Origin of the sequence: Pseudoalteromonas sp. BSi20652, assembly GCF_000239855.1 — a bacterium.
GTDB lineage: Bacteria > Pseudomonadota > Gammaproteobacteria > Enterobacterales > Alteromonadaceae > Pseudoalteromonas.
The window spans coordinates 1-24570 of the sequence record NZ_BADT01000003.1; the positions used below are offsets into that span (position 1 = coordinate 1).

A 24570-nucleotide genomic window follows, 5' to 3' on the forward strand; every position below is an offset into this window, starting at 1 on the left:
GCTGGTTCTGCGCTTAAAGCGTTAGAAGGCGAGAAAGAGTGGGAAGATAAGATTGTTGAGCTTGCAAACGCACTTGATACTTACATCCCAGAGCCAGAGCGTGACATCGATAAGCCATTCATCATGCCTATCGAAGACGTTTTCTCAATCCAGGGTCGTGGTACAGTTGTAACTGGTCGTGTTGAAGCTGGTATCATCCGCATCAATGACGAAGTAGAAATTGTTGGTATCAATGATACAACTCGTTCTACTTGTACTGGTGTTGAAATGTTCCGTAAGCTTCTAGACGAAGGTCGTGCTGGCGAAAACATCGGCGCACTTCTACGTGGTACTAAACGTGAAGACGTTGAACGTGGTCAAGTACTAGCTAAGCCTGGTTCAATTAACCCACATACTACATTCACTTCAGAAGTATACGTACTTTCGAAAGATGAAGGTGGTCGTCATACTCCATTCTTCAAAGGTTACCGTCCACAGTTCTACTTCCGTACAACTGACGTAACTGGTGACGTACAGTTACCAGATGGCGTAGAAATGGTAATGCCTGGTGATAACATCAAGATGACAGTAACTCTAATCGCGCCAATCGCGATGGATGAAGGTCTTCGTTTTGCTATCCGTGAAGGTGGTCGTACTGTAGGTGCTGGTGTTGTAGCAACTATCGTAGCGTAATTATTAGCCTAGCTAATTATTACCAAAAAGCCCGAGCTTAGTCTCGGGTTTTTTAATGTCTAAAATAAAGTGTCATATAAAAGCGGTGTTCCTACCTTTGGCCTAAAGTAACTATCGTAGAGTAATTACTAATCTAGCTAACCTAGCTAATTATTAAGAACAGAGTTTAATCTTGGGTTTTTAATGCCTAAAATAACTTTTCACCTAAATATTTACCTCCCAACAGTTCTCATAACATATAAAAATTAATTACTAATCTAGCCGATAGGTTTGAGTCTTGATAAAGTAAAATCAAAGCCAGCTAACAGGAGCATATATGCTTAACCAAACCCTATTTAGTGCAGAGCAGGTGAGAGATAATGAAGCGCTTGCAGCTAAAAATAGCGATTGTGATTTATTTACCCTCATGGAGCGCGCAGGCGAAGCTGTATTGGAGCAATGGCAGTTATTTAACGCAGAGCATACCTTGGTGATTGTAGGCCATGGAAACAATGCTGGAGATGGTTATATTGCTGCGAGGCTTATAAAGCAATTAGGAAAAAAAGTGAGTGTATGCGCAGTTGACCCTAATAAAGCACTAACCGGTGATGCAGCAAAAGCGCAGCAGTTATGGATTGAAGCAGGTGGAGTCGTTTCTTATTTTACAAAAGATGCCCTTAATGAGTGCGATATCGTTATTGATGCGCTCCTTGGTACTGGGCTTAAAAACACAGTGCGTGATAACTTTGCGGGCATAATTAAAGCTGTAAATAACAGTGATAAGCCTGTAATAAGCATTGATATTCCATCAGGTATTGAGGCTAATACAGGGCAGCCTTTAGGATGTGCAGTACAAGCGACTTCAACCGTTACTTTTGTGGGTATTAAGCAAGGGCTCACAACGACGGCAGGTAAACAATATAGCGGTAAGTTAGTATTTGATGACTTAGCAATTGGCGATGCGTTTACTTGTATTGCTCAATCATCAGGAACCCTTGTTAATATCAATAGCTTTAAAGGAATAGCCACGCGGGCAATCAATAGTCACAAAGGAAGCCACGGTAAACTTTTATGTGTTGGTGGTAACCAAGGTACTGCAGGTGCAATTAGGTTAAGTAGTGAAGCCGCTCTTAGAGCGGGTGCTGGCATGGTTAGAGTGTATACACACGAAAGCTCAATAACGCCTATTAGTATTGGCAGACCAGAATTGATGGTAAGCAGTAATCACTTACATCAAGCGCTTGAGTGGGCAAGCTGCGTTGTTATTGGCCCAGGGCTTGGGCAAGACGAGTGGGCACAACAAGTATTCGATGAAGTAATGCAATATTGCCAAAACAATAAAATGCCATTAGTTATAGATGCAGATGCCCTTAATTTACTCGCTAAGCAAGCTTCATCATACACGTTAGAGCAATGCGTACTTACGCCACACCCAGGCGAAGCCTCTCGACTGCTAAGTGTTAGCACCAGCGACATAGAATCAGACCGTTTTAATTATGCCCGCCTTTGCGCCAAGCGCTATAACGCGACTTGTGTATTAAAAGGCGCTGGAACATTAATAGATAATGCCCAGCACACGTGGGTGTGTGAAGATGGCAACCCGGCATTGGCCGTTGGCGGCAGTGGCGATGTACTCACTGGTATTATTGGTGCCTTACTTGCTCAAGGTTTAACTATTGATGAAGCAGCACGCTATGGTGTAACCCTGCACGCTAAAGCCGGTGATATCGCAAGTGAGCGAAATGGGCAAAAGGGCACGCTACCCAGTGATCTATTCCCAATTGTAAGGGAGTTAGTAAATAAAGTGACGTGAGTTTAAGCGTCACTCAACTATTAGTGTTCGGCTTTAAATTGTGGAACGTTACTGCACCCACTAAAAAGCACACACCTACATAAAGCCAAACACTGCTCGCTATAATATTCCACGTATCGACTCGTATTAATGCAGGGATAATTATTGAGCTTCGTATGATACACAAGGTTGCAATAGCAATTAAAGCGGTTCTAGTAAGTACTATGTTACGCACTAGGCCAATTGCTGATAAGGCAAATATAGTACAGGCAAACATAAGTCCAGCTATTGCAATACTACCTAAAGGCGCAAGGAATGTACCTTGCTGTGATGATTCTATTATTTGTATTGGAGCGCGAGCAAATATAAACCAATTAGTGCCACCCCAAATACAAAGTAAATGCCATACAGCCGCTGCAGATGCAATAACTCCTGCGCTTAATAAAAATTTTGCTTTTATATTTAACAGTATTTTATCTCACTGATTATTAAGCTGTAATAAATCCCATTTTGTACCATATAGGTCTTCAAAAACCACTACGGTGCCATAGGGTTCTACTCTAGGCTCTTCGTTAAATGTAACGCCTTTAGAAAGCATTAAATTATAATCTCACCAAAAGTCATTGGTATGCAAAAATAAAAACACACGATCACCCGCTTGATTACCAATAGCGCTAATTTGTTCGGGCGTTGTGGCTTTAGCAAGCAGTAAATTAGTCCTGCTCGAATTAGCCCCATTTGAACTAGTCCCGTTTGAACTAGCCCCGTTTGAATTTGGAGGTTAAATTAATACCCAGCGTTTACCATCACCTAAGTTAGTATCCTCTACTAACTCAAAGTTGAGCTTTTGAGTCTAAAACTCAATGGCATCGCCGTAGTCCTTAACAACTAATGCAATGTTGCTTATATGCTGTTGAACGTTAGCCATGTTTGGTTTACTCCGTACTATTAAATAAATGTGATTTTTATTATATTTAGTAAGCGATCAAGTAGGGTATATGCTCGCAGTATGTAGTGTGAATTAACTTGCGAGTTCGTCTTCATCATCGTCGAGTGGATCGCCTGAGTCTCCTTTACGTTTACGCTGCTCTTGTTTAGCTTTTTGAACATTTTCGTAGGTAGGTGGCGGAATAGGCATCAATGAAATAAGCGGAAAGAATGCTAAAAACAAATAAGCCCCCTTAGACATGCTTTTACCCCACGTGACCATTTTCAGCATAACCCAAACTACGAATGATAATAACCCAGCCACAAGGGCAACAAAAATAAAGAAGGTGAATATTGTGTTATTACTTAATAAATCCATTTAATATAAATCTGAGTTATACGTAACTAAGTTATGGGTGTAAATTGAGCAATATCAATGGTTTTTCTACTAAAAAGCAAAAACCCAGCCGAAGCTGGGTTTTTATATAAGCGAGGTGCTTAAACGGTGATGTTTATTACATCATGCTGCCCACACATATAATAAACAACTGATAATTAATTAAAAAATAAAATCCATAAAGAGGGATACCCGGTTTTATACCCCTACCAATTAAGGAACTTAGTTAAACAGTTAACACTTGATGAAATAAGATGCTTATTAAACATTTCATCCTGTTTCATCATTATTCCAACACAGTGTATAAAATTGTAAGACTCATTGTCTGCATAGCCACCTAAAAACCGCTTCAGATACTAAAAGCCTTCTCAAAGGACGACTTTTAGCTGTGATTTTTGGTCATTAAGCCTTAGACGATTTCCTAATAGATCTGTTATCATACGTCCGTTCAAGTTAACAAAGCTGATAAGCTGTTTAGCAAAAAGAGATACCATTTGCTAGTAGAATTATAACCTGCAACACAAGTAATTTATGAGGGGTAGTTTACATAACTTGCTTAACTTGAATATCAGATTCGATTGTTGTTTCTATTAAGAATTAATATTTTTTGGACATGTATACATACAATGAGACAACAAGGGAGTCAGTTCCAGTCCACCCCCAATATTATAATTCGACTAATTATGGAGAGCAGATTAACTGTTGGGATGTTTGTGTATAAATTTAAAAATATGTCCTAAAAGCATACGGTGAACTTGTTTTCGGTTAACGCCTTCTCGGTCTTTACACAAAGATATCCCTCTCGCTTTATGTTGATGTTCACATTCACCTAAGTAAACAAAGTGACCTTCATTTTGATCCAATGTTACAAGTTCTGCCTTTGGCATATACGAGGCGTAATACTTTGCATGGTGCTCAAAATGAAGAAAGTCGTTATTCTTGGAACCCACAATCAGAGCTGGTGTGGTAGCGTTTTTAAGACTATCAATCGTTGCCGCTGGACCTAATGCGGGATCCAACATGATGATGCGAGAGATCCGTTTATCTTGGCCGAACAATGCCTTTTTATTTTTTGGCAATTGTGTTTGACTTAGCCCTTTTTTGGCATACGTACACCCCAAATCACCTTTGGACTTGTCAGAGCCACAATACTTATCCATTTGTTGGAAATTCATACTGACTCCTGCAAGAGCAGCGGCCGTTTGTCCGCCAGAAGAATGTCCGATAACCACGATATTAAGGTCTTGATCTTTATTAAAAGATGGTAAAACTTTATCAAACGAGTCGATAACATATGAAATATCTTCAGTGCGTTGCCAAAAACGTGTAACCGTTGACGGGTCAATGTTGTTTTGCCCGTACCGCCATGATTCTCCAAAATGATTCATTCCAATTACCGTCCAACCACTTGCTGCCAACGGATACGCTATCCAGCTATAATCAAGTGCTGAGCCCATAGCGCCGTGGGACAAAATAACAATGTTTTTTATCTGATTGTTGCCTTTTGATTGCTGGCCACCTTTGTACCAAAGATCTAACTTAATTGGACGCTGAGCCACTTTGTTTTGAATATCTATGAGTATTTTTGTGATTTTGGGTTGTGCGTTTTCGTGCGAAGGTGGCTGAACATTTGCCATCGCTCCAAGGCTCACAACAATTGCGAGAAACCCGAAAAACATTAATTTACATAGTGACGTAAGCGATTTATTTGTTTTTATCATTTTATAACTACTCCTTAACTTTGACGATAAGTGGATTTTACCTATCCACTAAACACTTGCTGTGCAGAAAGTGCGAAATTTCCTTTTTAATCATCAAATTGCCTAACGCTCTAACAAAGCAACGTAAATGTGAGTGATTAAATCTTGAGGTGGCGTCAGTGTTACGTCATTTACATAATGTTGTACTAACGCTGAATCTCTTAATTGATAATCGTGTTTGCTGAACCAGCTTGCATAAATATTTAATATTGTTTGCCACATAGTGTGATAGGGGCCTTTATGTTCAAAACGTACCCACAAACCTTCAGGCATAACATAAGGAACTAATTTTTCACTTTTTTTATCCGTAAAATTTGTCTCTTCAGGTTCTGAAATTCCTGCAAAAAACCGGCTTTGTGACTGTTCGATACGCCATGGGTTGTCGATTGATACCCCAATTAATTGGTGATATTCAAAATCAAAACCGTCAGTGAGGTTTAGTTCCTGTGCGACTTCTTGATAGAGCTGTTGAGCAATTGCAAAATAAGACTGATTTTCAAATCCCTGTCCGTACAAACCCATGATAGTTTTTTCGGGCAAGGTGAGTAACTTCCCTTCTATATCATGTCGTTTGGGCTGTTTAATCAATTTTGCTAACGAAAAGTGCGGTGTTTTATTGTGTTTTACTTGTTTCGGCTCGATATCAAATAGTCGATGAAAGGCTCGGCTAAAAGCGGCATGCGATTCATAACCGACGTGAACGGCCACTTCTAATACTGAGTAAGAATGATCTTGGTCGGCCAAAAGGTTGAAGGCATACTCCAGACGGCGACGTTGAATAAACTCACCGATGTTCATTCCTGTATGGGCGAAAAATAGACGGTTTATGTGATACTTTGAGATGGTAAATTTGTCTGATAAGTCGGAGATAGTCAACGGCTCATCAAAATGTTCATAAACATACTGCGCAACCCTATTAACTATCAGACTGTACTTATCTACCATGCTATTTTTCTTATTATCATCTTTCTCTAATTACCAATAAGTATCACACTCATAAGCTTCAGCTTCAAGAGTAACCTGTTGGTTACCTACTCGTTCATGGGGATGTCACTTTTGTTTATAATTCATTACTTTAAAAATCGTTTTAAAGTCTATTCTATTGAACTACGTTAAATAGTGAAAAGTCAAAAACAGTAGAAATAGATCTTTCGTAAAAATACCCTCGTTCTCTTTATGCGATTGGTTCACGTTCGATTATTGTCATACCAACGATCGCTGCGGTGGCATTTTTACCAGTCAATCTATTAGACTAATTGGCAAAATTTATAGTTAAATAGCGCATATTTTTTTCTGTTGAGGAACGTCGGCTAATGTATCAATTAAGAGATAAAAAAGTGTTATTAGATATTGATAAGCAGCTAATAAAAAAGCCCGAATATTTCTATTCGGGCATTCCTTAAATGGTTAGAGCTTCAATTATAGATTAAAAATCTATTACATCATGCCGCCCATGCCACCCATTCCGCCCATGCCACCCATATCAGCGCCACCAGCTTCATCTTTTGGGATTTCAGCTACCATTGCTTCAGTAGTGATCATTAGACCCGCAATAGACCCTGCAAACTGTAATGCAGAGCGTGTTACTTTAGTTGGATCTAGGATACCCATTTCAATCATATCGTTGTATTCGCCAGTTGCTGCGTTGTAACCAAAGTTACCGTCGCCGCCTTTAACTGCGTTAATTACAACAGATGCTTCTTCGCCAGCGTTAGTTACGATTTGACGAAGTGGCGCTTCCATCGCACGAAGTGCAACTTTAATACCGTGGTTTTGATCTTCGTTGTCGCCAACTAAATCAACCAGCTTGCTAGCTGCACGTACAAGTGCAACACCGCCACCAGGTACTACGCCTTCTTCAACCGCTGCACGAGTTGCATTTAATGCATCTTCAACGCGGTCTTTTTTCTCTTTCATTTCCATTTCAGTAGCAGCACCTACTTTGATTACTGCAACACCGCCAGCTAATTTAGCCATGCGCTCTTGTAGTTTCTCTTTATCGTAGTCTGATGTTGCTTCTTCGATTTGTGCTTTAATTTGTGAAACACGACCGCTAATACCCGCTTCTTCACCAGCACCATCAATGATTGTTGTATCATCTTTAGTGATAATTACGCGCTTAGCTGTACCTAGGTCTTCAACTGTTGCTTTTTCAAGCTCTAAGCCGATTTCTTCAGAAATTACAGTACCGCCAGTTAATACAGCGATATCTTGTAGCATTGCTTTACGGCGGTCGCCAAAACCAGGTGCTTTAACAGCTGACACTTTAACAATACCGCGCATGTTATTAACTACTAATGTAGCTAGTGCTTCGCCTTCAAGGTCTTCTGCGATGATTAGTAGTGGTTTGCTTGCTTTAGCAACCGCTTCTAATGTTGGTAATAATTCGCGGATGTTAGATATTTTTTTATCTACAAGTAGAATAAATGGGTTATCTAGTTCAACAGTGCCTTTTTCTGGGCTGTTGATAAAGTAAGGAGATAAGTAACCACGGTCAAACTGCATGCCTTCAACAACATCTAGTTCGTTTTCAAGTGATTGACCTTCTTCTACAGTAATAACACCACTGTTACGGCCTACTTTTTCCATTGCTTGAGCAATGATATCGCCAATCTCTTTATCAGAGTTAGCTGAAATAGTACCTACTTGTGCAATTGCTTTAGTATCAGAACAAGGAACAGATAACGCTTTAAGCTCTGCAACAGCAGCAATAACTGCTTTGTCGATGCCGCGCTTAAGATCCATTGGGTTCATGCCTGCTGCAACAGCTTTAAGGCCTTCATTAACAATAGACTGTGCAAGTACTGTAGCGGTAGTTGTACCATCGCCGGCTGCATCATTTGCTTTAGATGCAACTTCTTTAACCATTTGTGCGCCCATGTTCTCAAACTTGTCTTCAAGTTCGATTTCTTTTGCTACAGATACACCATCTTTAGTGATAACTGGTGAGCCAAATGATTTATCAAGTACAACGTTACGGCCTTTAGGACCTAATGTAACTTTTACTGCGTTTGCCAGGATGTTTACGCCAGTTAGCATTTTAGCGCGTGCGTCACCTGCAAAAAGTACTTCTTTTGCTGCCATGTTTTAAATTCCTCTAAATTCTTAAATGTTTATAAACGAAAAGTAGGTTTAGCCTACAATGCCTAAAATATTATCTTCACGCATGATCAGGTACTCTTGACCTTCGATCTTTTCAACTTTTTCAACATATGAGCCAAATAATACAGTGTCACCGGCTTTAACTTCTAACGCTCTCACGTCACCGTTTTCTAAAACGCGACCATTACCAACGGCAACAACTTCACCGCGAGTTGATTTTTCAGCTGCAGAGCCAGTTAATACGATACCGCCAGCAGATTTTGTTTCTTCTTCTAGACGTTTAACGATTACGCGATCTTGTAAAGGACGAATGTTCATGTTTTTTAGTTCTCCTAACAGTTTCTGTACATTACAGAAAAAAGCTTTCTAATTTGCATTCATTAATGGGGGTAGAGTAAAAAATTCCAAGAGAAAAAACGATAAATTTTTAATCTTTTCGCTCATATTCACCATCAATAGTTGTTGGTTGGTCCATTTGCTGTTGCTCACGTTGTGAGTGCGGTTGCTGGGCAAAAGGCGATGGCCCTTGTTGCCTACCTGCGCTCATTCTAACAATTGCTTGGCTAGCAAGGCCTGCGGCCAGTTTGTTACGAATTGCAGGAGTTAATAATAGTAACCCAAAAACGTCGGTCATAATGCCAGGAGTAAGGAGTAATACACCTGCAATTACAACGCATATTCCGGTAAATAATTCTTTGGCTGGCATTTGCCCTTGCGCCATTTGTGCCTGTACGTTTTGCAGCGCACCCATACCTTGTGTTTTAACCATTTTGGCACCTAAAATCGCAGTAATCACAACAAGTGCGATAGTTGCAAATCCGCCGATCACATCGCTTACTTGGATCAGCAAGGCGATTTCGATAATAGGGATGATGATAAACAACACAAATAAAAATCTAAACATAGCGCTCTCTAAATAATGACACTCAAAAGAGTTGATGAAATATAAATGAGGGTGGCTGGGTCTCTTTTCAAGGTTAGGGCATCGCTATAGTTATTTTACTGTTATTTTAGCGTCTACACATTGCACCCTCTATCAGATACTATGAAGCTAGACACTGTCCAATAAGTAAGGTTCATAATGACTACGCATTTTAAAATGATTTTTACGACCTGCAAAGACGAAGCAGAAGCACGCACACTTGCAAGGGCGTTGGTAGAGAAAAAACTCGCTGCTTGCGTTAATATTTTACCTAATGTGGGATCTATTTATATGTGGGAAGGTGAAGTAGCTGAAGCAATAGAAGCTAAATTACTTATAAAAACGAAATCAGACAAGATGAACGATGTGTTTTTAACTATAAAAGCAATGCATAGTTACGAAGTGCCTGAGATACAAGTTATTGATGTTGCAACCGGAAACTTAGCCTATTTTAATTGGATGGATGAGGTATTAAATTAATGCGTTTTTCTTTTTATTGTTGGTAACTTTATTAGTTGTGCCTGCAAAGGCTGCGACCAATAATGTGCTTGGTGATCTACTTGGGCCTCCTCAACATACTTTTTTGCCTGTAGAGCAAGCGTTTGTATTTGATTTTGACCAGCAAGGCAATACTTTGTTTGTAGGTTGGGATATAGCGCCAGATTATTATTTATATAAAAAGAAAATAGAAATTATTGCTAAAGATGCCACTATAGAAGTTGGTGACTCTGGCAGTGGCGAAATTATTGAAGATGAATTTTTTGGTAAAACGGAAGTCTTTTTTAATACCGCCAGCGTTGTTAGTAAGCTAAGTAATGTAACCGAAGGCGCCGTGGTTAAAGTTCGTTACCAAGGCTGTGCAAAAGCAGGTCTTTGTTATCCACCAGAAGTGATTAGCATTCCACTTAGTGTAATTAGTGGCGCAAAAATTAAAAATGCAGATAAAAATAGCACTACAGATGAAGCGGCAACAGCGCAAAGTACATTTGCAGCACTCAACGATCCAGTAGCTGAACCTACAACAAATTCGGATGATACCGAAAAAGAGCTTACTTTTACTGAGCAATTAGCAAGTCAGAGCTTAATAACTAATTTACTCATATTTTTTGTAGTGGGTGTTGGCCTTGCTTTTACACCCTGCGTATTCCCCATGTTTCCTATTTTGTCGAGCTTAATTGCGGGTCAGCAAAACCTTTCAACTAAAAAAGCGTTTGCGTTGTCGTTTGTATATATACAAGGTATGGCAGTTACCTATGCAGCGCTTGGCTTAGTTGTTGCGGCGCTTGGTGGGCAAGTGCAGGGGTATTTACAGCATCCTTTTGTGTTAATCAGCTTTAGTTTATTGTTTGTATTATTGGCTATGTCAATGTTTGGTTGGTACGAAATTAAACTGCCAAGCAGTATGATGAGCAAGCTAACCCAAGTAAGTAACAACCAAAAAGGCGGCAACTACGTTGGCGTATTTTTAATGGGTGTACTTTCAGGATTAATTGCCTCACCTTGTACTACGGCGCCACTGTCGGCGGCGCTCTTATTTGTGGCGCAAAGTGGTGATTACCTAGTAGGAGGTTTAACACTGTACGTGCTCAGTTTAGGTATGGGATTACCATTGTTATTACTCGGTACCTCTGGCGGTAAATTGCTGCCTAAAGCGGGTGGTTGGATGGAGCAAGTTAAAACCTTGTTTGGCTTTGTAATGCTTGTTGTGCCGCTTATATTACTTGAGCGACTAGTAAGCGCCGACATTATATTATTAATGGCAGGTGTACTTGCATTAGCAACAGCACTGTACTTACATCATTGGCAAAGTAGCCAAACACAAAGCAAGTTAAAAACTGCATTATGGTTTGCTGCAACTCTATTAGTTATTACAGGCTTTACGTTAACTAAAAACTTCTTTTGGCCGGTACAAGTACAAACAGTACAGGTAAGCTCGCAAAGTAATGAGTTTAAACACGTTGCTAACCTAGCAGAGCTTAAAGAGGCTGTTGCACAAGCGAATAATGAAGGTCGAATGGTTATGGTCGATTTATATGCCGACTGGTGTGTGGCGTGTAAAGAGTTTGAACATTACACCTTTCCAGATGCCAAAGTGCAAAGTGAGTTTAGCCATTATCAGCTTATCCAAGTTGATTTAACTGAAAGTGATAATAAAACAATTGAGCTAATGGAAGAGTACACTGTGTTTGGTTTACCGAGTATTTTGTTTTTTAATACGCAAGGGCAAGAGCTTAGTACGCAGCGCGTAACGGGCTTTTTAAATGCTGAGGATTTTGCTAAACACCTTGCTGCAGTGCGCGCCAGCGCACAATAATAGTGCAATAGTGCCACTTGAATTAACTAAGTGGCACCTTCTTAATTCTTCTTATGTTTGTACCCACGTCACTGATAAGACCAGTATTTTGCTGCTATTTACGTCGAAATCACTATAATAGTTGGTTAACGTGAGAAATTGTTGCTACATTACTTTTTCTGCTTACTTAAAAGTGAAAAACTAGTTAGTAACCGCTTAACTCATTACTTATAGGATATATCGCGTATTATGGCTGCAAAATTTAACCTTTTAGTTATAAATGGTCCAAATTTAAACATGCTTGGCAAACGTGAACCGGATAAATACGGTTTTCAGACGCTGAGTGAGATTATGGAGGAGCTAACCAGTTCTGCTAATAGTCTAGATGTTGAGTTAACGCATTTTCAAAGTAATAGTGAGCAAGCCCTCATCGAACGAATTCACGATGCTTGGCAAGCAGTTGATTACATAATTATCAACCCAGCTGCATTTACGCATACTAGCGTCGCATTACGTGATGCACTGTTGAGTGTTGATATTCCGTTTTTTGAGGTGCACTTAAGTAATGTGCACGCACGTGAAGCCTTTCGTCATCATTCGTATTTTTCTGATGTGGCACAAGGCGTAATATGTGGATTAGGCGCAATGGGTTATCACGCAGCATTAAATGGCGCTGTGAGCCGGTTGCAAAACGCAATTTAATTTAAATTAACACACAAACAACTAACAGGCGGGTCGTGTAATGGATATTCGCAAGATAAAAAAGCTTATCGAATTAGTAGAAGAATCAGGTATTGCTGAGCTAGAAATCACTGAAGGTGAAGAATCAGTACGTATTAACCGTAACAACATGAGTGCAGGCCCAGGTTACCCGCAATTTGCTCCACAGCAATATGCACCAGCACCAGCGCCAGCAGCACCCGTAGCAGCGGCTCCTGTAGCCGTTGAAGCAGCAGCACCAGCTGAGCCTACCGGTCATCAAGTTTTATCACCAATGGTTGGTTCTTTTTACTCAGCAGCTTCTCCAGAGGCGCCTGCATATGTAGAAGTGGGTCAGCAAGTTAAAGTTGGCGATACACTTTGTATTATCGAAGCTATGAAAATGATGAACCAAATTGAATCAGATAAAGCCGGTACAGTAAGAGCTATTTTAGCTGAAAATGGCGAGCCAATAGAATTTGATCAACCTCTATTCATCATTGAATAATAGCGTAACCTAAAAGGCCAACTCTAATGTTAGATAAAGTAGTCATTGCAAACCGAGGTGAAATTGCACTTCGTATATTGCGCGCCTGCAAAGAGCTTGGGATCAAAACGGTTGCTGTGCATTCAACGGCAGATCGCGATCTTAAGCATGTATTGCTTGCAGATGAAACCATCTGTATTGGTAGACCATCAGCAACTGAAAGTTATTTAGATATTCCGCGCATTATTGCTGCGGCTGAAATAACTGACGCTGTAGCGATTCATCCTGGTTACGGTTTCCTTGCAGAAAATGCTGATTTTGCCGACCAAGTTGAGCAAAGTGGTTTTGTATTTATCGGTCCTCGTGGCGACACTATTCGCCTTATGGGTGATAAAGTGTCTGCTATCGCAGCAATGCGTAAAGCCGGCGTTCCATGTGTTCCTGGCTCTGACGGTCCAGTATCAGATGATAAAGAACGCAACATGCAAATCGCTAAGCGTATCGGTTACCCAGTAATCATCAAAGCTGCTGGTGGCGGTGGTGGTCGTGGTATGCGTGTTGTTCGCAGCGAAGCTGAACTTATTGATTCAATTGCATTAACACAGCAAGAAGCTAAGCAGTTTTTTGGTAATAGTATGGTTTACATGGAAAAATTCCTTGAAAACCCACGCCACATCGAAGTTCAAGTATTAGCAGACGGCCAAGGTAATGCAGTACATTTAGGTGAGCGTGATTGTTCTATGCAACGTCGTCACCAAAAAGTAGTTGAAGAAGCACCAGCGCCAGGTATTACTGCTGAAACGCGTAAATTCATTGGTGAGCGCTGTACACGTGCATGTATCGAAATCGGTTACCGCGGTGCAGGTACGTTTGAGTTTTTATACGAAAACGGCGAGTTTTACTTCATCGAAATGAATACACGTATTCAGGTTGAACATCCTGTAACTGAAATGGTTACTGGTATCGATTTAGTGAAAGAGCAGTTAAAAATTGCAGCGGGTCAGCCGTTATCATTCACTCAAGACGACGTTGTTATTCGTGGTCACGCTATTGAGTGTCGTATTAATGCTGAAGATCCTGAAACGTTTATCCCGTCACCGGGTAAAATTACACGTTTCCATCCAGCAGGTGGTTTAGGTATTCGTTGGGACAGCCATATTTACGCTGACTACACGGTTCCTCCACATTACGATTCAATGATTGGTAAATTAATTACTTACGGTGAAAACCGTGACGTAGCTATTGCCCGCGCGCGCAATGCACTTAACGAGCTAGTAATTGACGGGATTAAAACTAATACTCCTTTGCATAAGAGAATTCTTGCAGATGAAAACTTCCAAAATGGTGGCACTAACATCCACTACCTTGAGAAGAAATTAGGATTATAATTCTAGAATCAGAAACCGGCTTAGGCCGGTTTTTTTATATCCAAAATTGCAATTTATCGCCTTAAACAAATATTCTGGTATGATTAGCAATCATACGCTTGTAAGTAAATTTTTGAGGTAGCAATGACGCGTAGTTTTGAATCACACTTAAATGATGAAGTAGCCACAGTCGCTATGGGAAATCAAGTTGCAGCAATCATAAAGCAAGGTGCGGTGATTTATTTACATGGTGATTTAGGTGCTGGTAAAACAACGTTTACACGTGGTGTAGTACAAGGTTTTGGTCATACAGGTAAAGTTAAAAGCCCTACATATACATTAGTAGAACCGTATGAGCTTGAACGTGCAAATGTATATCACTTTGACTTGTATCGTTTAGGTGACCCAGAAGAACTCGAATTTATGGGAATACGCGATTATTTTTCAGCAGAGGCTATTTGCGTCGTTGAGTGGCCAGAAAAAGGCGGTGAATTTATTCCTGTGCCCGATTTAGATATTACTCTAAGCTATGTGGGCAACGAACGTAAAATTGTTATTAATAGTGCTAGTGAGCGCGGTGAAGCAATTGTCGAGAAACTAAATAGCTAAATCTAATAAAAATTTTTAGCTTAATATAATAAAAACAGTTAAGGCAGTGATTGTTCAATGAGTCGTATTGTAATTAAATATTTAATTTATCTTATGGTTATTACTGCGAGTTTGCCTTTATTGGCGAAAAATACGATTAATAGTGTACGCGTTTGGCCATCTCCAGATAGTACGAGAGTGGTATTTGATTTAGATGACAAGCCAGACTTTAGCTATTTCATGCTTAAAAATCCCAGTCGGTTGGTGGTTGATTTAGAAAATACTAGCGATTTAAAAACACTGCCAGTTGTGCCGTCAAAACATCAAATTATAAGTAAGCTACGTTACTCTAAACCTAAAAATAAGCAAAGCGTTCGCTTAGTATTTGAATTAAGTCAACCTATAAAACCTGTCGTTTTTGCACTTGCTCCAACAGGTCCGTATAAAAATAGATTGGTTGTTGATTTATATAATAAAAGCCAAAGCACAGCAACCGTATCACCAGCACAAACAGCGGCTAAAAACCGCCAATTAAGCCAAGAACGCGATATTGTTATTGCAATTGATGCGGGTCATGGCGGTGAAGATCCAGGTTCAATTGGGCCATCAGGTACGTACGAAAAAACAGTCACACTGCAGATTGCAAAACGTCTAGAGCGCATGATTGATGGCGAACGAGGGATGATTTCGCGCATGGTACGAAGCGGTGACTATTTTGTTAAACTTAATACGCGTACCAACCGTGCTCGTGAAAAAAAGGCCGATTTTTTTGTCTCTATTCATGCTGATGCATTTACGAGCCCGGGACCAAATGGTGCCTCTGTTTGGGTGTTGTCGTTAAGACGCGCTAATTCAGAAATAGGTAAATGGATAGAAGATAAAGAAAAGCACTCAGAGCTTTTAGGTGGCGCCGCGGATGTGATGAAAGATGCAGCTAACGAAAAGTATCTAGCGCAAGCACTGCTTGATATGTCGATGGATCACTCAATGAAAACCGGCTTAAGCGTAGCCGATGAAGTAGTTAAAGAGCTACGTAAGGTTGCAAAACTTCATAAAAAAGATCCCCAACACGCCAGTCTTGCAGTACTTAAATCACCAGATATCCCGTCTATTTTGGTAGAAACAGGATTTATATCTAATCCGCGAGAAGAAAAACTGCTTAAAAGTGCTAATCACCAAGAGCGCTTAGCTAAAGCAATATTTACTTCAATTAAAAATTATTATTTAAAAAATCCACCGGATGATTCTTTATTTGCTAAATTAAAATCACAATATCCGACCAAGCATAAGGTTCGTCCAGGCGAATCTTTAAGTATGCTGGCGAGTCGCTATGGCATTACAGTCAGTAAGTTAAAGCAAGTTAACAAACTCAGCTCTAATACTTTATTTATTGGGCAAGAGCTCGATATACCGCAAAGTTAGTCATTATTATCAGCGCAATGTTTGCTAGGAAATCTCATGAGTATTGAAATATTACCCGCGCGTTTAGCTAACCAAATTGCCGCAGGCGAAGTGGTTGAGCGCCCAGCGTCGGTAGTAAAAGAGCTAGTCGAAAACAGTTTAGACGCTGGCGCTACACGTATTCAGATAGATATAGAGCGTGGCGGTCACAAGCTTATTCGTATACGTGATAACGGTTCAGGTATAAGCAAAGATGAGCTAACGCTCGCACTTTCTCGTCACGCAACGAGTAAATTAAAATCTCTTGATGACCTTGAAAATATTTGTTCACTTGGTTTTAGGGGAGAAGCGCTTGCGTCAATTAGCTCTGTATCGCGTTTAACGCTGAGCTCAAAACCAAAAGATCAAGAAGCTGCTTGGCAAGCATTTGCAGAAGGTCGCGATATGGCCGTGCAGGTAAAGCCGGTTGCTCACCCTGATGGTACAACTATTGAAGTAAAAGATTTATTTTTTAACACCCCGGCTCGTCGTAAGTTTTTACGTACGGAAAAAACTGAATTTAGCCATATTGATGAGTTGATAAAGCGTATTGCGCTTAGTCGCTTTGATGTATCGATTACGCTAACTCATAACGAAAAAGTAGTCAGGCAATACCGTGCAAAAACAGATCCCTCTCAGGCTATTTCACGTGTTGCGCAAGTCGCTGGTAAGGCCTTTGCCGAGCAAGGCTTGCATATCCAATCAGGAGAAGGAGGCTTACAGCTGCATGGGTGGGTGCTACCGGTAGGCTCAGCTAATACGACTCAGTATACTTATGTGAATAATCGTATGATGCGCGATAAACTTATTTTGCATGCTATACGCCAGGCATTTGAAGAAGTAAGTGGTACACAAGAGCTACCAGGCTTTGTTATTTATATTGATATTGACCCACGACAAGTTGATGTAAATGTTCACCCAGCCAAACATGAGGTGCGCTTTCATCAAGGGCGCTTGATTCATGACTTTATATTGCAAGCTATTAAGCAAGTAGTTGTACCACTGCAAGGCGAGTTTGCTAACGAACCAGTAAGCGAAGAGGCTGGATCCATATCTCCGTTTGTGGGGGCAACGCATAGTAGCGCCACTAATACAGAGGCTGATGGGGTATTTGATTACCCTAAATCGCAATTACAGCCCTCTTACTCTGGAAGTGCTGGTGGTTCGTCATCAGGCACTAGAGGTACAGGAGTGAGTGGGGGATACCGTACTACACCAAGTAGTAATCACCATGATGTTAATGCGTTTTATCAAGGTGTGAGTGAGCAACACGCTGCGCATTTTGATAATGTAGCAAACATACCCGTAGCACAACACCAGTTAGAGTCTGCGCATAATGTTTTAAAGACTGTTTCAATCATCAGTGTTAATGAAGGTGCGTGTGTATTTAGTGTTGAGCAGCAATTGTATTGCTCACATTTCAAATATGCATTGGTAGATGATTGGCATAATCAAATTAAAGAGTCCGGAAGTTTAGAAGGGAAAGCCCTTTTGCTGCCCGTAAGAGTAAACTTAGAAAAAGAAGATTGCTTACGTATAGAAGCTCAGCAATCGTGGTTTACTTTACTTGGTTTTGAACTCGTAATAGAAAAACAGTTTGTCATGGTTAAAAAATTGCCAGCGTGTTTATATTTATTAGATGTAAGTGTTGCGTTAGGTGAGTTACTTAATGCATGTAATGCAGGGCTAGAAAATATAGAGACTTGGTTAGCGTGGCAGATGAAATGCGTCCCTATGCGTTTTTATTCAAGTAATACATTTTTAGCACAACAAACGCGCTTGCAAAATAATCCGCAAACAATTAAACGTTTACAAGAAAAAGCAGTTAAAATAGAGCTAAACCACTATTTAACGCAATTAGATTAGGGTATTCGTGTTGAGTAATTTACCAGTCATATTTTTAATGGGTCCAACCGCTGCGGGCAAAACTGCCTTGGCTATTTCGTTGTGTGAGTATTTAAATACTGAAGTAATCAGCGTCGATTCAGCGTTAGTGTATAAAGATATGGATATTGGCACAGCTAAACCGAACGCAGAAGAGCTTGCTTGCGCTCCGCATCACTTAATTGATTTACTTGACCCAAGTGAAACGTATTCAGTTGCCGATTTTAGACGTGATGCAATAAAAAAAATTGATGAATTTCATGAACAAGGTAAAGTACCTGTGCTGGTTGGAGGTACAATGTTGTACTTTAAAGCACTTCTTGATGGGTTATCGCCGCTACCTGAGGCTGATCCAGTAATAAGGGCTGATCTTGAAGAGCAAGCTAATCAATACGGTTGGCCGCATTTGTACCAAGAACTAGTAAAAATTGATCCTCAAGCAGCTCAAAAAATGAGTGAGAATGATTCACAAAGAATTAATCGTGCGTTAGAGGTTTATCGACTAACTGGTAAGACCATGACTGAGTTGCAAAAGCAAAAGCAGCCAGCTTTACCTTATACTTTTCATCAATTTGCGATTGCCCCGCAAGAACGCAGCGAATTGCATGCGCGAATTGAAGAAAGGTTTAAAATAATGATAGAACAGGGGTTTGAAAATGAAGTTTCGACCCTATATCTACGTAAGGATTTACACCCCAATATGCCTTCTATTCGTTGTGTAGGTTATAGACAAATGTGGGATTACCTTGCGGGTGAGATTGACCATGCTGAAATGGTTTTTCGCGGCATCGCTGCTACACGTCAATTGGCAAAACGTCAATTAACTTGGTTGAGAAGTTGGCCTGATGTTACATGGTTAACAACGGGTGATGAAGAAAACTTGCATCGTGTAGTAAGTTCGCTAAGCTAGTAGTAGTTGGATAAATTTAAATTTGTTAAATTGGTTCAGCCACTTAATTATAATAACACCTAGAACGAAGGAATAATAACATGGCAAAAGGCCAATCGTTACAAGACCCATTTTTGAATGCACTACGTCGTGAGCGCATCCCAGTATCAATCTTTTTGGTTAATGGCATAAAATTACAAGGTAAAATTCAGTCATTTGATCAATTTGTTATTTTACTTGAAAACACCGTGAATCAAATGGTGTACAAACATGCAATTTCAACCGTTGTTCCTGCTCGCGCAGTCAACTTCCAAGGTGTTTTAGGTGATGAGAGCACTGAAGAGCCAGAAGTTGGAAATACTTAAATTAGGAGCGTAATATTTGTTTGACCGCTATGAATCCGGCGAGCAAGCAATTTTAGTTCATATCGACCTTCCTAAAGAAGGAGATCGTGAAGATCTTCATGAATTAGAAATGTTGGTATCTTCTGCTGGTGTTAGTAGTTTGGCGGTTGTGCAAGGCAGCCGTCAAGCACCACATCCAAAACTATTTGTCGGTACCGGTAAAGCAGAAGAAATAGCTGAGATTGTTAAAATCCACAATGCAGATGTCGTTATTTTTAACCATCAACTCAGACCGTCACAAGAACGTAATTTAGAGCGCGTTTTTCAATGTCGTGTGCTTGATAGAACGACACTTATTCTTGATATTTTTGCCCAGCGTGCGCGTACCCATGAAGGTAAGCTGCAGGTTGAATTGGCACAATTACGTCATATGTCTACCCGATTAATTCGAGGTTGGACTCATCTTGAGCGCCAAAAAGGCGGAATAGGTTTACGTGGTCCAGGTGAAACTCAACTAGAAACAGATCGACGCTTATTACGTGCTCGAATTCAAAATATTCGTTCTCGCTTAGATAAAGTTGCAGTGCAACGTGAACAAGGCAGGCGAGCTCGTACACGTAACGAAATACCTACGGTATCGTTAGTGGGTTATACTAATGCCGGTAAATCTACGTTATTTAATCGAATAACACATTCTGATGTATATGCAGCGGATCAGTTGTTTGCAACGCTTGACCCGACTTTACGCAAGCTTGAGTTAGGTGATATTGGCCCTGTTATTTTAGCCGACACCGTTGGTTTTATTCGTCATTTACCACATGACTTGGTTGCCGCCTTCAAAGCAACATTAACAGAGACACGTGAAGCTGATTTACAATTGCATGTAATCGACGCTGCTGATTCTCGCCTACAAGAAAATATTGAACAAGTACAATCGGTTCTTAAAGAAATTGAAGCCGATGAAGTGCCACAGTTATTAATTTATAATAAAATTGATGCACTGGATAACGTAAGTCCACGTATTGATCGAAATGATGAAGGTCAGCCTATAAGAGTATGGCTTAGCGCTCACACTGGTGAGGGCTGTGAATTACTTAGTGAGGCTATTAGCGAGCTGCTTGCTAAGAAAATGTTTAACGATACATTATTTCTTACACCATTGTATGGTCGCCTAAGAGCTGCATTGTTTAGTTTAAATGCAGTACATGAAGAGCGATTTGATGAGCAAGGTAATTGGTTGTTAGATACCAGAATGCCAATGGTTGAGTGGAATCGTTTAATTAAAGAATTTGGTCCTGAAATTGCTGGTTTTATCTACCGTAATTAAAAATTGACGTTTTAATGTCGGTTTTTGTATGAGAAACGCGGTAGATTTGTTAGATTTAACACAATTTCCTAATTTATTTAGATAACAATGGAGTATAGCTATGGCCTGGAATGAACCGGGTAATAATGGCAATGACAAAGAGCCGTGGAATAATAAAGGCGGACGTGATCAAGGCCCACCTGATTTAGACGAGGTGTTCCGCAAGTTTAGTAACAAGTTCGGCGGCTTATTTGGCGGAAAAAAATCCGGCAATGGTAGTGGTGGTGGACTTGGCGGAGCCGGTATTTCATTCATACTTATTATCGCCGTTATTGTATGGGCGTTAAGTGGTATTTACACGGTTAAAGAAGCCGAGCGTGGTGTGGTTCTTCAATTTGGTAAATTTGACCGAATTGCTGATCCTGGTTTGCGTTGGAAAATGACTTTTATCGAGACAATAATTCCAGTAAATATTGAAGCAGTTCGTTCATTATCAGCTTCTGGTTTTATGCTAACGGAAGACGAAAACGTAGTAAGCGTTGAGTTTCAGGTGCAGTACCGTGTTATTGACCCATACCTTTACCAATTTAGTGTAACTAATGCTGATAGTAGCTTAGAAGAAGCCCTAGATAGTGCACTACGTTATGTTGTGGGCCATTCAAAAATGGACCAAGTATTAACGAATGGCCGTGAGGTTGTTCGTCAAAATACGTGGGATGAGCTTAATAAAATTATCGAGCCATATAACTTAGGTTTAATTGTTACTGACGTTAACTTTAAAGATTCTCGTCCGCCAACTGAAGTTAAAGATGCATTTGATGATGCGATTGCTGCACAAGAAGATGAAGAACGTTTCATCCGTGAAGCAGAAGCGTATGCGCGTGAAATTGAACCGCGTGCTCGTGGCCAAGTAACGCGTATGACACAAGAAGCTGAAGGTTACCAAGAGCGTATTACACTTGAAGCACAAGGTGAAGTCGCTCGTTTTGAGAAGCTATTACCTCAATACCAAGCAGCTAAAGAAGTTACTCGTGAGCGCTTATACATTGATGCAATGGAAGAAGTGTTAGGGAGTAGCTCTAAAATATTGGTTGATGTTAAAGGTGGCAATAACATGCTTTATTTACCGCTTGATAAAATCATGGATAAGCAAGGGGCAGCAACGCGTGTTGCACTACCAAGTTCAAGTGATATTCAAGACTTACGAAATAAAGTAAATACGTCGCGTAATAGCTCTGTTAACAGTGGCAGTGACCGCTTTAACAACGACCGCTTTAATGATGGGAGATAATCATAATGAAAAACTTTAGTTTAGTAATACTATTAGCTGCCATTGTTTTGTCTTTCTCAGCGGTATTTGTTGTACCAGAAGGGCAAAAAGCAATTGTAATGTTATTCAGTAAAGTACAAAAGGATAGCGACGAAAAAGCGATTGTATATGGCCCAGGCCTACAGTTTAAAGTGCCATTTTTTAGCCAAGTACGTCGTATTGATGCGCGTATTCAAACGCTAGATGGTGCACCCGATCGTTTTGTTACCAGCGAGAAAAAAGATTTAATTGTTGATTCGTTTGTAAAATGGCGTGTTAACGACTTTAGTGCTTTTTACTTACGTGCCCGTGGCGACAAGCAATATGCTGAAACGCTACTTAAGCAAAAAGTAAACAATGGTCTTCGCACAAACTTTGGTACACGCACAATTCGCGAAATTGTATCGGGTGAGCGCAGCGAGTTGATGGAAGAAGCGTTAGTACAAGCTTCTGAAAGCGCACGTGAACTTGGTATTGAAGTACTAGACGTGCGTGTTAAGCAAATTAACCTACCACAAGAAGTAAGTAGCTCTATTTACCAACGTATGCGCGCTGAGCGTACTGCGGTTGCAAAAGAGCACCGTTCTGAAGGTCAGGAAAAAGCTGAAACCATTCGCGCTGGTGTTGATCGTCGTGTAACAGTAATGCTTGCCGATGCAGAACGTAATGCGCGCTCTGTACGTGGTCAAGGTGATGCTGATGCGGCAGGTATTTATGCTAACGCGTATAATAAAGATCCTGAGTTCTTTAGTTTTGTGCGTTCGCTTGAAGCTTACAAAAAAACGTTTAAAGGTAAGCAAGACGTTATGGTGCTTTCACCAGATAGCGACTTCTTCCAATATATGAAAGGTGCTAAAGCACAATAGACCTTACATTATTTATTTAAAAGTTAAAAAGCCTCGCATTTGCGGGGCTTTTTGTTAAATACAATCTAATACTTTAAATCACTGTTATTTATGTGGTTATTAGCCGATATTTGGATATAACAATTGCGCGCAGAAAAAATAAGCTGAACAGGGGTGATCTTTACTTTAGTTTTCTGGTAAAATCTTGTCCTAATTTTCTCTAAGTGAATTTACGATGGGTAAAAACGTTGTTGTATTAGGCACCCAATGGGGTGACGAAGGAAAGGGTAAGGTAGTTGATCTCCTTACAGACAAAGCATCTTTAGTAGTTCGTTATCAAGGTGGCCACAATGCGGGTCATACTTTAGTTATCGAAGGTGAAAAGACGGTTCTACACCTTATTCCATCGGGTGTATTACGTGACAATGTTAAATGTGTGATTGGTAATGGTGTAGTTTTATCACCAGAAGCGCTAATGAGAGAAATTGGCATGCTTGAAGAGCGCGGCGTACCAGTACGCGAGCGTCTTTTAATAAGTGAAGCATGTCCGCTAATCTTGCCTTTCCATGTTGCATTGGATGTAGCTCGCGAAACTGCTCGTGGCGATAAGCCAATTGGTACAACAGGTCGTGGTATTGGTCCTGCGTACGAAGATAAGGTGGCGCGCCGTGGTTTACGTGTAGGTGATTTGTTTAATCCTGAATTATTTGCATCTAAATTAAAAGAAGTGCTTGAGTACCATAACTTCACTTTAGTTAACTACTACAAAGTAGATGCTGTAGATTTCCAAAAAACGTTTGATGATGCAATGGCTGTTGCTGATATCTTAAAAGCAATGGTTGTCGATGTAACTGAGCTTTTAGATGAAACGCGTTTAGCAGGCGAAAACATTTTATTTGAGGGTGCACAAGGTACGTTACTTGACATCGATCACGGTACTTACCCGTATGTAACATCTTCAAATACGACAGCTGGTGGCGTTGCGACTGGTGCAGGCTTTGGTCCATTAAACCTTGATTACGTTTTAGGTATTATTAAAGCGTACACGACACGTGTTGGTTCAGGTCCTTTCCCTACAGAGCTTTACGACGGTCTTGAAAAACAAGATCCAGTGGGTAAGCACCTAGGTGATAAAGGCCATGAATTTGGCGCTACAACAGGTCGACTTCGTCGTACTGGTTGGTTGGATGCAGTGGCTATGCGCCGTGCAGTTCAAATCAACAGTATTTCAGGTTTTTGTTTAACTAAGCTTGATGTTTTAGATGGCTTAGAAACACTTAAAATCTGTATTGGTTACAAGCTTGAAGATGGTACGGTTACTAACGTAACCCCATTAGCAGCTGAAGGTTACGATAAAGTAACGCCAGTATACGAAGAAATGCCAGGTTGGTCAGAGAACACAGTTGGTGTAACGAGTCTTGACGGTTTACCAAAAGCTGCGATTGACTACATTAAACGTATTGAAGAAATTACGGGTGTTCCTATCGATATTATTTCTACCGGTCCAGATCGTGTAGAAACTATGGTACTTCGCAATCCGTTTGCGTAATATCAATTAGATTAAAAAA

Annotated in this window: 23 protein-coding genes and 1 pseudogene; 17 read left to right on the forward strand and 7 right to left on the reverse strand. The window is 40.4% G+C overall.

Features of this window, described 5'->3' with window-relative positions; genetic code table 11:
* From P20652_RS17120 to P20652_RS20350, 3 genes are all read left to right on the forward strand, one after another.
* Positions 1–672: EF-Tu/IF-2/RF-3 family GTPase (locus P20652_RS17120; protein WP_033016860.1), on the forward strand; the 672-nt coding region annotated here is incomplete at its 5' end.
* Between the two features lie 316 nt (positions 673–988).
* A complete protein-coding gene (locus P20652_RS16580; protein WP_008165399.1) occupies positions 989–2464 on the forward strand; it encodes a bifunctional ADP-dependent NAD(P)H-hydrate dehydratase/NAD(P)H-hydrate epimerase in 1476 nt (491 codons plus the stop codon).
* Positions 2465–2619: 155 nt separating this feature from the next.
* Positions 2620–2928 (forward strand): hypothetical protein, encoded by a 309-nt coding sequence (locus tag P20652_RS20350; RefSeq protein ID WP_033016871.1) that lies wholly within the window; start codon positions 2620–2622, stop codon positions 2926–2928.
* Here the strand turns inward: P20652_RS20350 and P20652_RS20625 are convergent.
* From P20652_RS20625 to P20652_RS16550, 7 genes and pseudogenes are all read right to left on the reverse strand, one after another.
* Positions 2922–3371, reverse strand: a pseudogene (locus P20652_RS20625) (VOC family protein). The gene P20652_RS20350 and the pseudogene P20652_RS20625 overlap by 7 nt on opposite strands.
* 93 nt (positions 3372–3464) lie before the next feature.
* The gene (locus tag P20652_RS17130) at positions 3465–3662 is read right to left on the reverse strand and encodes a hypothetical protein (protein ID WP_237707084.1); all 198 of its coding nucleotides are present in this window, start codon (positions 3660–3662) and stop codon (positions 3465–3467) included.
* Between the two features lie 800 nt (positions 3663–4462).
* Entirely contained in the window at positions 4463–5488 is a 1026-nt protein-coding gene (locus P20652_RS16570; protein WP_008165405.1) for a serine aminopeptidase domain-containing protein, read from the reverse strand.
* A 102-nt stretch (positions 5489–5590) separates the two neighbouring features.
* Positions 5591–6472, reverse strand: coding sequence for a GyrI-like domain-containing protein (locus P20652_RS16565; protein ID WP_008165407.1), 882 nt, complete (start codon positions 6470–6472; stop codon positions 5591–5593).
* 492 nt (positions 6473–6964) lie between these two features.
* Positions 6965–8611 carry a chaperonin GroEL gene (gene groL / locus P20652_RS16560; protein ID WP_007580030.1) on the reverse strand — a complete coding sequence of 549 codons (1647 nt, stop codon included), beginning with the start codon at positions 8609–8611 and terminating at the stop codon, positions 6965–6967.
* A gap of 48 nt (positions 8612–8659) precedes the next feature.
* The gene (locus tag P20652_RS16555; RefSeq protein ID WP_007580032.1) at positions 8660–8947 is read right to left on the reverse strand and encodes a co-chaperone GroES; all 288 of its coding nucleotides are present in this window, start codon (positions 8945–8947) and stop codon (positions 8660–8662) included.
* A 109-nt stretch (positions 8948–9056) separates the two neighbouring features.
* On the reverse strand, positions 9057–9533 hold the full coding sequence (locus P20652_RS16550) for an FxsA family protein (protein ID WP_008165409.1): 477 nt from the start codon (positions 9531–9533) through the stop codon (positions 9057–9059).
* A gap of 177 nt (positions 9534–9710) precedes the next feature.
* Here P20652_RS16550 and cutA point away from each other — a divergent pair, with 177 nt between their 5' ends.
* The 14 genes from cutA (at position 9711) to P20652_RS16480 (ending at position 24551) form a co-directional block, all read left to right on the forward strand.
* Positions 9711–10031, forward strand: a complete 321-nt coding sequence (gene cutA / locus P20652_RS16545; RefSeq protein ID WP_008165411.1) for a divalent-cation tolerance protein CutA — start codon at positions 9711–9713, stop codon at positions 10029–10031.
* Positions 10027–11865, forward strand: a complete 1839-nt coding sequence (locus P20652_RS16540) for a protein-disulfide reductase DsbD (protein WP_033016876.1) — start codon at positions 10027–10029, stop codon at positions 11863–11865. The genes cutA and P20652_RS16540 overlap by 5 nt, the downstream gene beginning before the upstream one ends.
* A gap of 228 nt (positions 11866–12093) precedes the next feature.
* Entirely contained in the window at positions 12094–12546 is a 453-nt protein-coding gene (aroQ, locus tag P20652_RS16535) for a type II 3-dehydroquinate dehydratase (RefSeq protein ID WP_008165415.1), read from the forward strand.
* A 40-nt stretch (positions 12547–12586) separates the two neighbouring features.
* Positions 12587–13051: an acetyl-CoA carboxylase biotin carboxyl carrier protein gene (accB, locus tag P20652_RS16530; protein WP_008165416.1), complete on the forward strand. Its 465-nt coding sequence runs from the start codon at positions 12587–12589 to the stop codon at positions 13049–13051.
* A gap of 26 nt (positions 13052–13077) precedes the next feature.
* Entirely contained in the window at positions 13078–14418 is a 1341-nt protein-coding gene (gene accC / locus P20652_RS16525; RefSeq protein WP_007375934.1) for an acetyl-CoA carboxylase biotin carboxylase subunit, read from the forward strand.
* A 123-nt stretch (positions 14419–14541) separates the two neighbouring features.
* Positions 14542–15006, forward strand: coding sequence for a tRNA (adenosine(37)-N6)-threonylcarbamoyltransferase complex ATPase subunit type 1 TsaE (gene tsaE, locus P20652_RS16520; RefSeq protein WP_008165418.1), 465 nt, complete (start codon positions 14542–14544; stop codon positions 15004–15006).
* 57 nt (positions 15007–15063) lie between these two features.
* The gene (locus P20652_RS16515) at positions 15064–16407 is read left to right on the forward strand and encodes an N-acetylmuramoyl-L-alanine amidase (protein ID WP_008165420.1); all 1344 of its coding nucleotides are present in this window, start codon (positions 15064–15066) and stop codon (positions 16405–16407) included.
* A gap of 36 nt (positions 16408–16443) precedes the next feature.
* Positions 16444–18291, forward strand: a complete 1848-nt coding sequence (gene mutL / locus P20652_RS16510) for a DNA mismatch repair endonuclease MutL (RefSeq protein ID WP_008165422.1) — start codon at positions 16444–16446, stop codon at positions 18289–18291.
* 10 nt (positions 18292–18301) lie between these two features.
* Positions 18302–19219 (forward strand): tRNA (adenosine(37)-N6)-dimethylallyltransferase MiaA, encoded by a 918-nt coding sequence (miaA, locus tag P20652_RS16505; RefSeq protein ID WP_008165424.1) that lies wholly within the window; start codon positions 18302–18304, stop codon positions 19217–19219.
* A gap of 80 nt (positions 19220–19299) precedes the next feature.
* Complete coding sequence (hfq, locus tag P20652_RS16500; RefSeq protein ID WP_008165426.1) at positions 19300–19563, forward strand: RNA chaperone Hfq; 264 nt, start codon at positions 19300–19302, stop codon at positions 19561–19563.
* Positions 19564–19579: 16 nt separating this feature from the next.
* The gene (gene hflX / locus P20652_RS16495; RefSeq protein WP_008165428.1) at positions 19580–20869 is read left to right on the forward strand and encodes a ribosome rescue GTPase HflX; all 1290 of its coding nucleotides are present in this window, start codon (positions 19580–19582) and stop codon (positions 20867–20869) included.
* 100 nt (positions 20870–20969) lie between these two features.
* Complete coding sequence (gene hflK, locus P20652_RS16490; RefSeq protein ID WP_008165431.1) at positions 20970–22139, forward strand: FtsH protease activity modulator HflK; 1170 nt, start codon at positions 20970–20972, stop codon at positions 22137–22139.
* A gap of 5 nt (positions 22140–22144) precedes the next feature.
* Positions 22145–23023 (forward strand): protease modulator HflC, encoded by an 879-nt coding sequence (gene hflC, locus P20652_RS16485; RefSeq protein WP_008165433.1) that lies wholly within the window; start codon positions 22145–22147, stop codon positions 23021–23023.
* A 214-nt stretch (positions 23024–23237) separates the two neighbouring features.
* Complete coding sequence (locus P20652_RS16480) at positions 23238–24551, forward strand: adenylosuccinate synthase (protein WP_008165435.1); 1314 nt, start codon at positions 23238–23240, stop codon at positions 24549–24551.
* Positions 24552–24570: the final 19 nt, after the last annotated feature.

What these genes read in the sequence shown, in the direction of transcription:
- P20652_RS16580 (WP_008165399.1), top strand. Translation starts at nt 989, where the DNA reads ATGCTTAACCAAACCCTATTTAGTGCAGAGCAGGTGAGAGATAATGAA.
- P20652_RS20350 (WP_033016871.1), top strand. Translation starts at nt 2,620, where the DNA reads ATGATACACAAGGTTGCAATAGCAATTAAAGCGGTTCTAGTAAGTACT.
- P20652_RS17130 (WP_237707084.1), bottom strand. Translation starts at nt 3,662, where the DNA reads ATGCTGAAAATGGTCACGTGGGGTAAAAGCATGTCTAAGGGGGCTTAT.
- P20652_RS16570 (WP_008165405.1), bottom strand. Translation starts at nt 5,488, where the DNA reads ATGATAAAAACAAATAAATCGCTTACGTCACTATGTAAATTAATGTTT.
- P20652_RS16565 (WP_008165407.1), bottom strand. Translation starts at nt 6,472, where the DNA reads ATGGTAGATAAGTACAGTCTGATAGTTAATAGGGTTGCGCAGTATGTT.
- groL (WP_007580030.1), bottom strand. Translation starts at nt 8,611, where the DNA reads ATGGCAGCAAAAGAAGTACTTTTTGCAGGTGACGCACGCGCTAAAATG.
- P20652_RS16555 (WP_007580032.1), bottom strand. Translation starts at nt 8,947, where the DNA reads ATGAACATTCGTCCTTTACAAGATCGCGTAATCGTTAAACGTCTAGAA.
- P20652_RS16550 (WP_008165409.1), bottom strand. Translation starts at nt 9,533, where the DNA reads ATGTTTAGATTTTTATTTGTGTTGTTTATCATCATCCCTATTATCGAA.
- cutA (WP_008165411.1), top strand. Translation starts at nt 9,711, where the DNA reads ATGACTACGCATTTTAAAATGATTTTTACGACCTGCAAAGACGAAGCA.
- aroQ (WP_008165415.1), top strand. Translation starts at nt 12,094, where the DNA reads ATGGCTGCAAAATTTAACCTTTTAGTTATAAATGGTCCAAATTTAAAC.
- accB (WP_008165416.1), top strand. Translation starts at nt 12,587, where the DNA reads ATGGATATTCGCAAGATAAAAAAGCTTATCGAATTAGTAGAAGAATCA.
- accC (WP_007375934.1), top strand. Translation starts at nt 13,078, where the DNA reads ATGTTAGATAAAGTAGTCATTGCAAACCGAGGTGAAATTGCACTTCGT.
- tsaE (WP_008165418.1), top strand. Translation starts at nt 14,542, where the DNA reads ATGACGCGTAGTTTTGAATCACACTTAAATGATGAAGTAGCCACAGTC.
- P20652_RS16515 (WP_008165420.1), top strand. Translation starts at nt 15,064, where the DNA reads ATGAGTCGTATTGTAATTAAATATTTAATTTATCTTATGGTTATTACT.
- mutL (WP_008165422.1), top strand. Translation starts at nt 16,444, where the DNA reads ATGAGTATTGAAATATTACCCGCGCGTTTAGCTAACCAAATTGCCGCA.
- hfq (WP_008165426.1), top strand. Translation starts at nt 19,300, where the DNA reads ATGGCAAAAGGCCAATCGTTACAAGACCCATTTTTGAATGCACTACGT.
- hflK (WP_008165431.1), top strand. Translation starts at nt 20,970, where the DNA reads ATGGCCTGGAATGAACCGGGTAATAATGGCAATGACAAAGAGCCGTGG.
- hflC (WP_008165433.1), top strand. Translation starts at nt 22,145, where the DNA reads ATGAAAAACTTTAGTTTAGTAATACTATTAGCTGCCATTGTTTTGTCT.
- P20652_RS16480 (WP_008165435.1), top strand. Translation starts at nt 23,238, where the DNA reads ATGGGTAAAAACGTTGTTGTATTAGGCACCCAATGGGGTGACGAAGGA.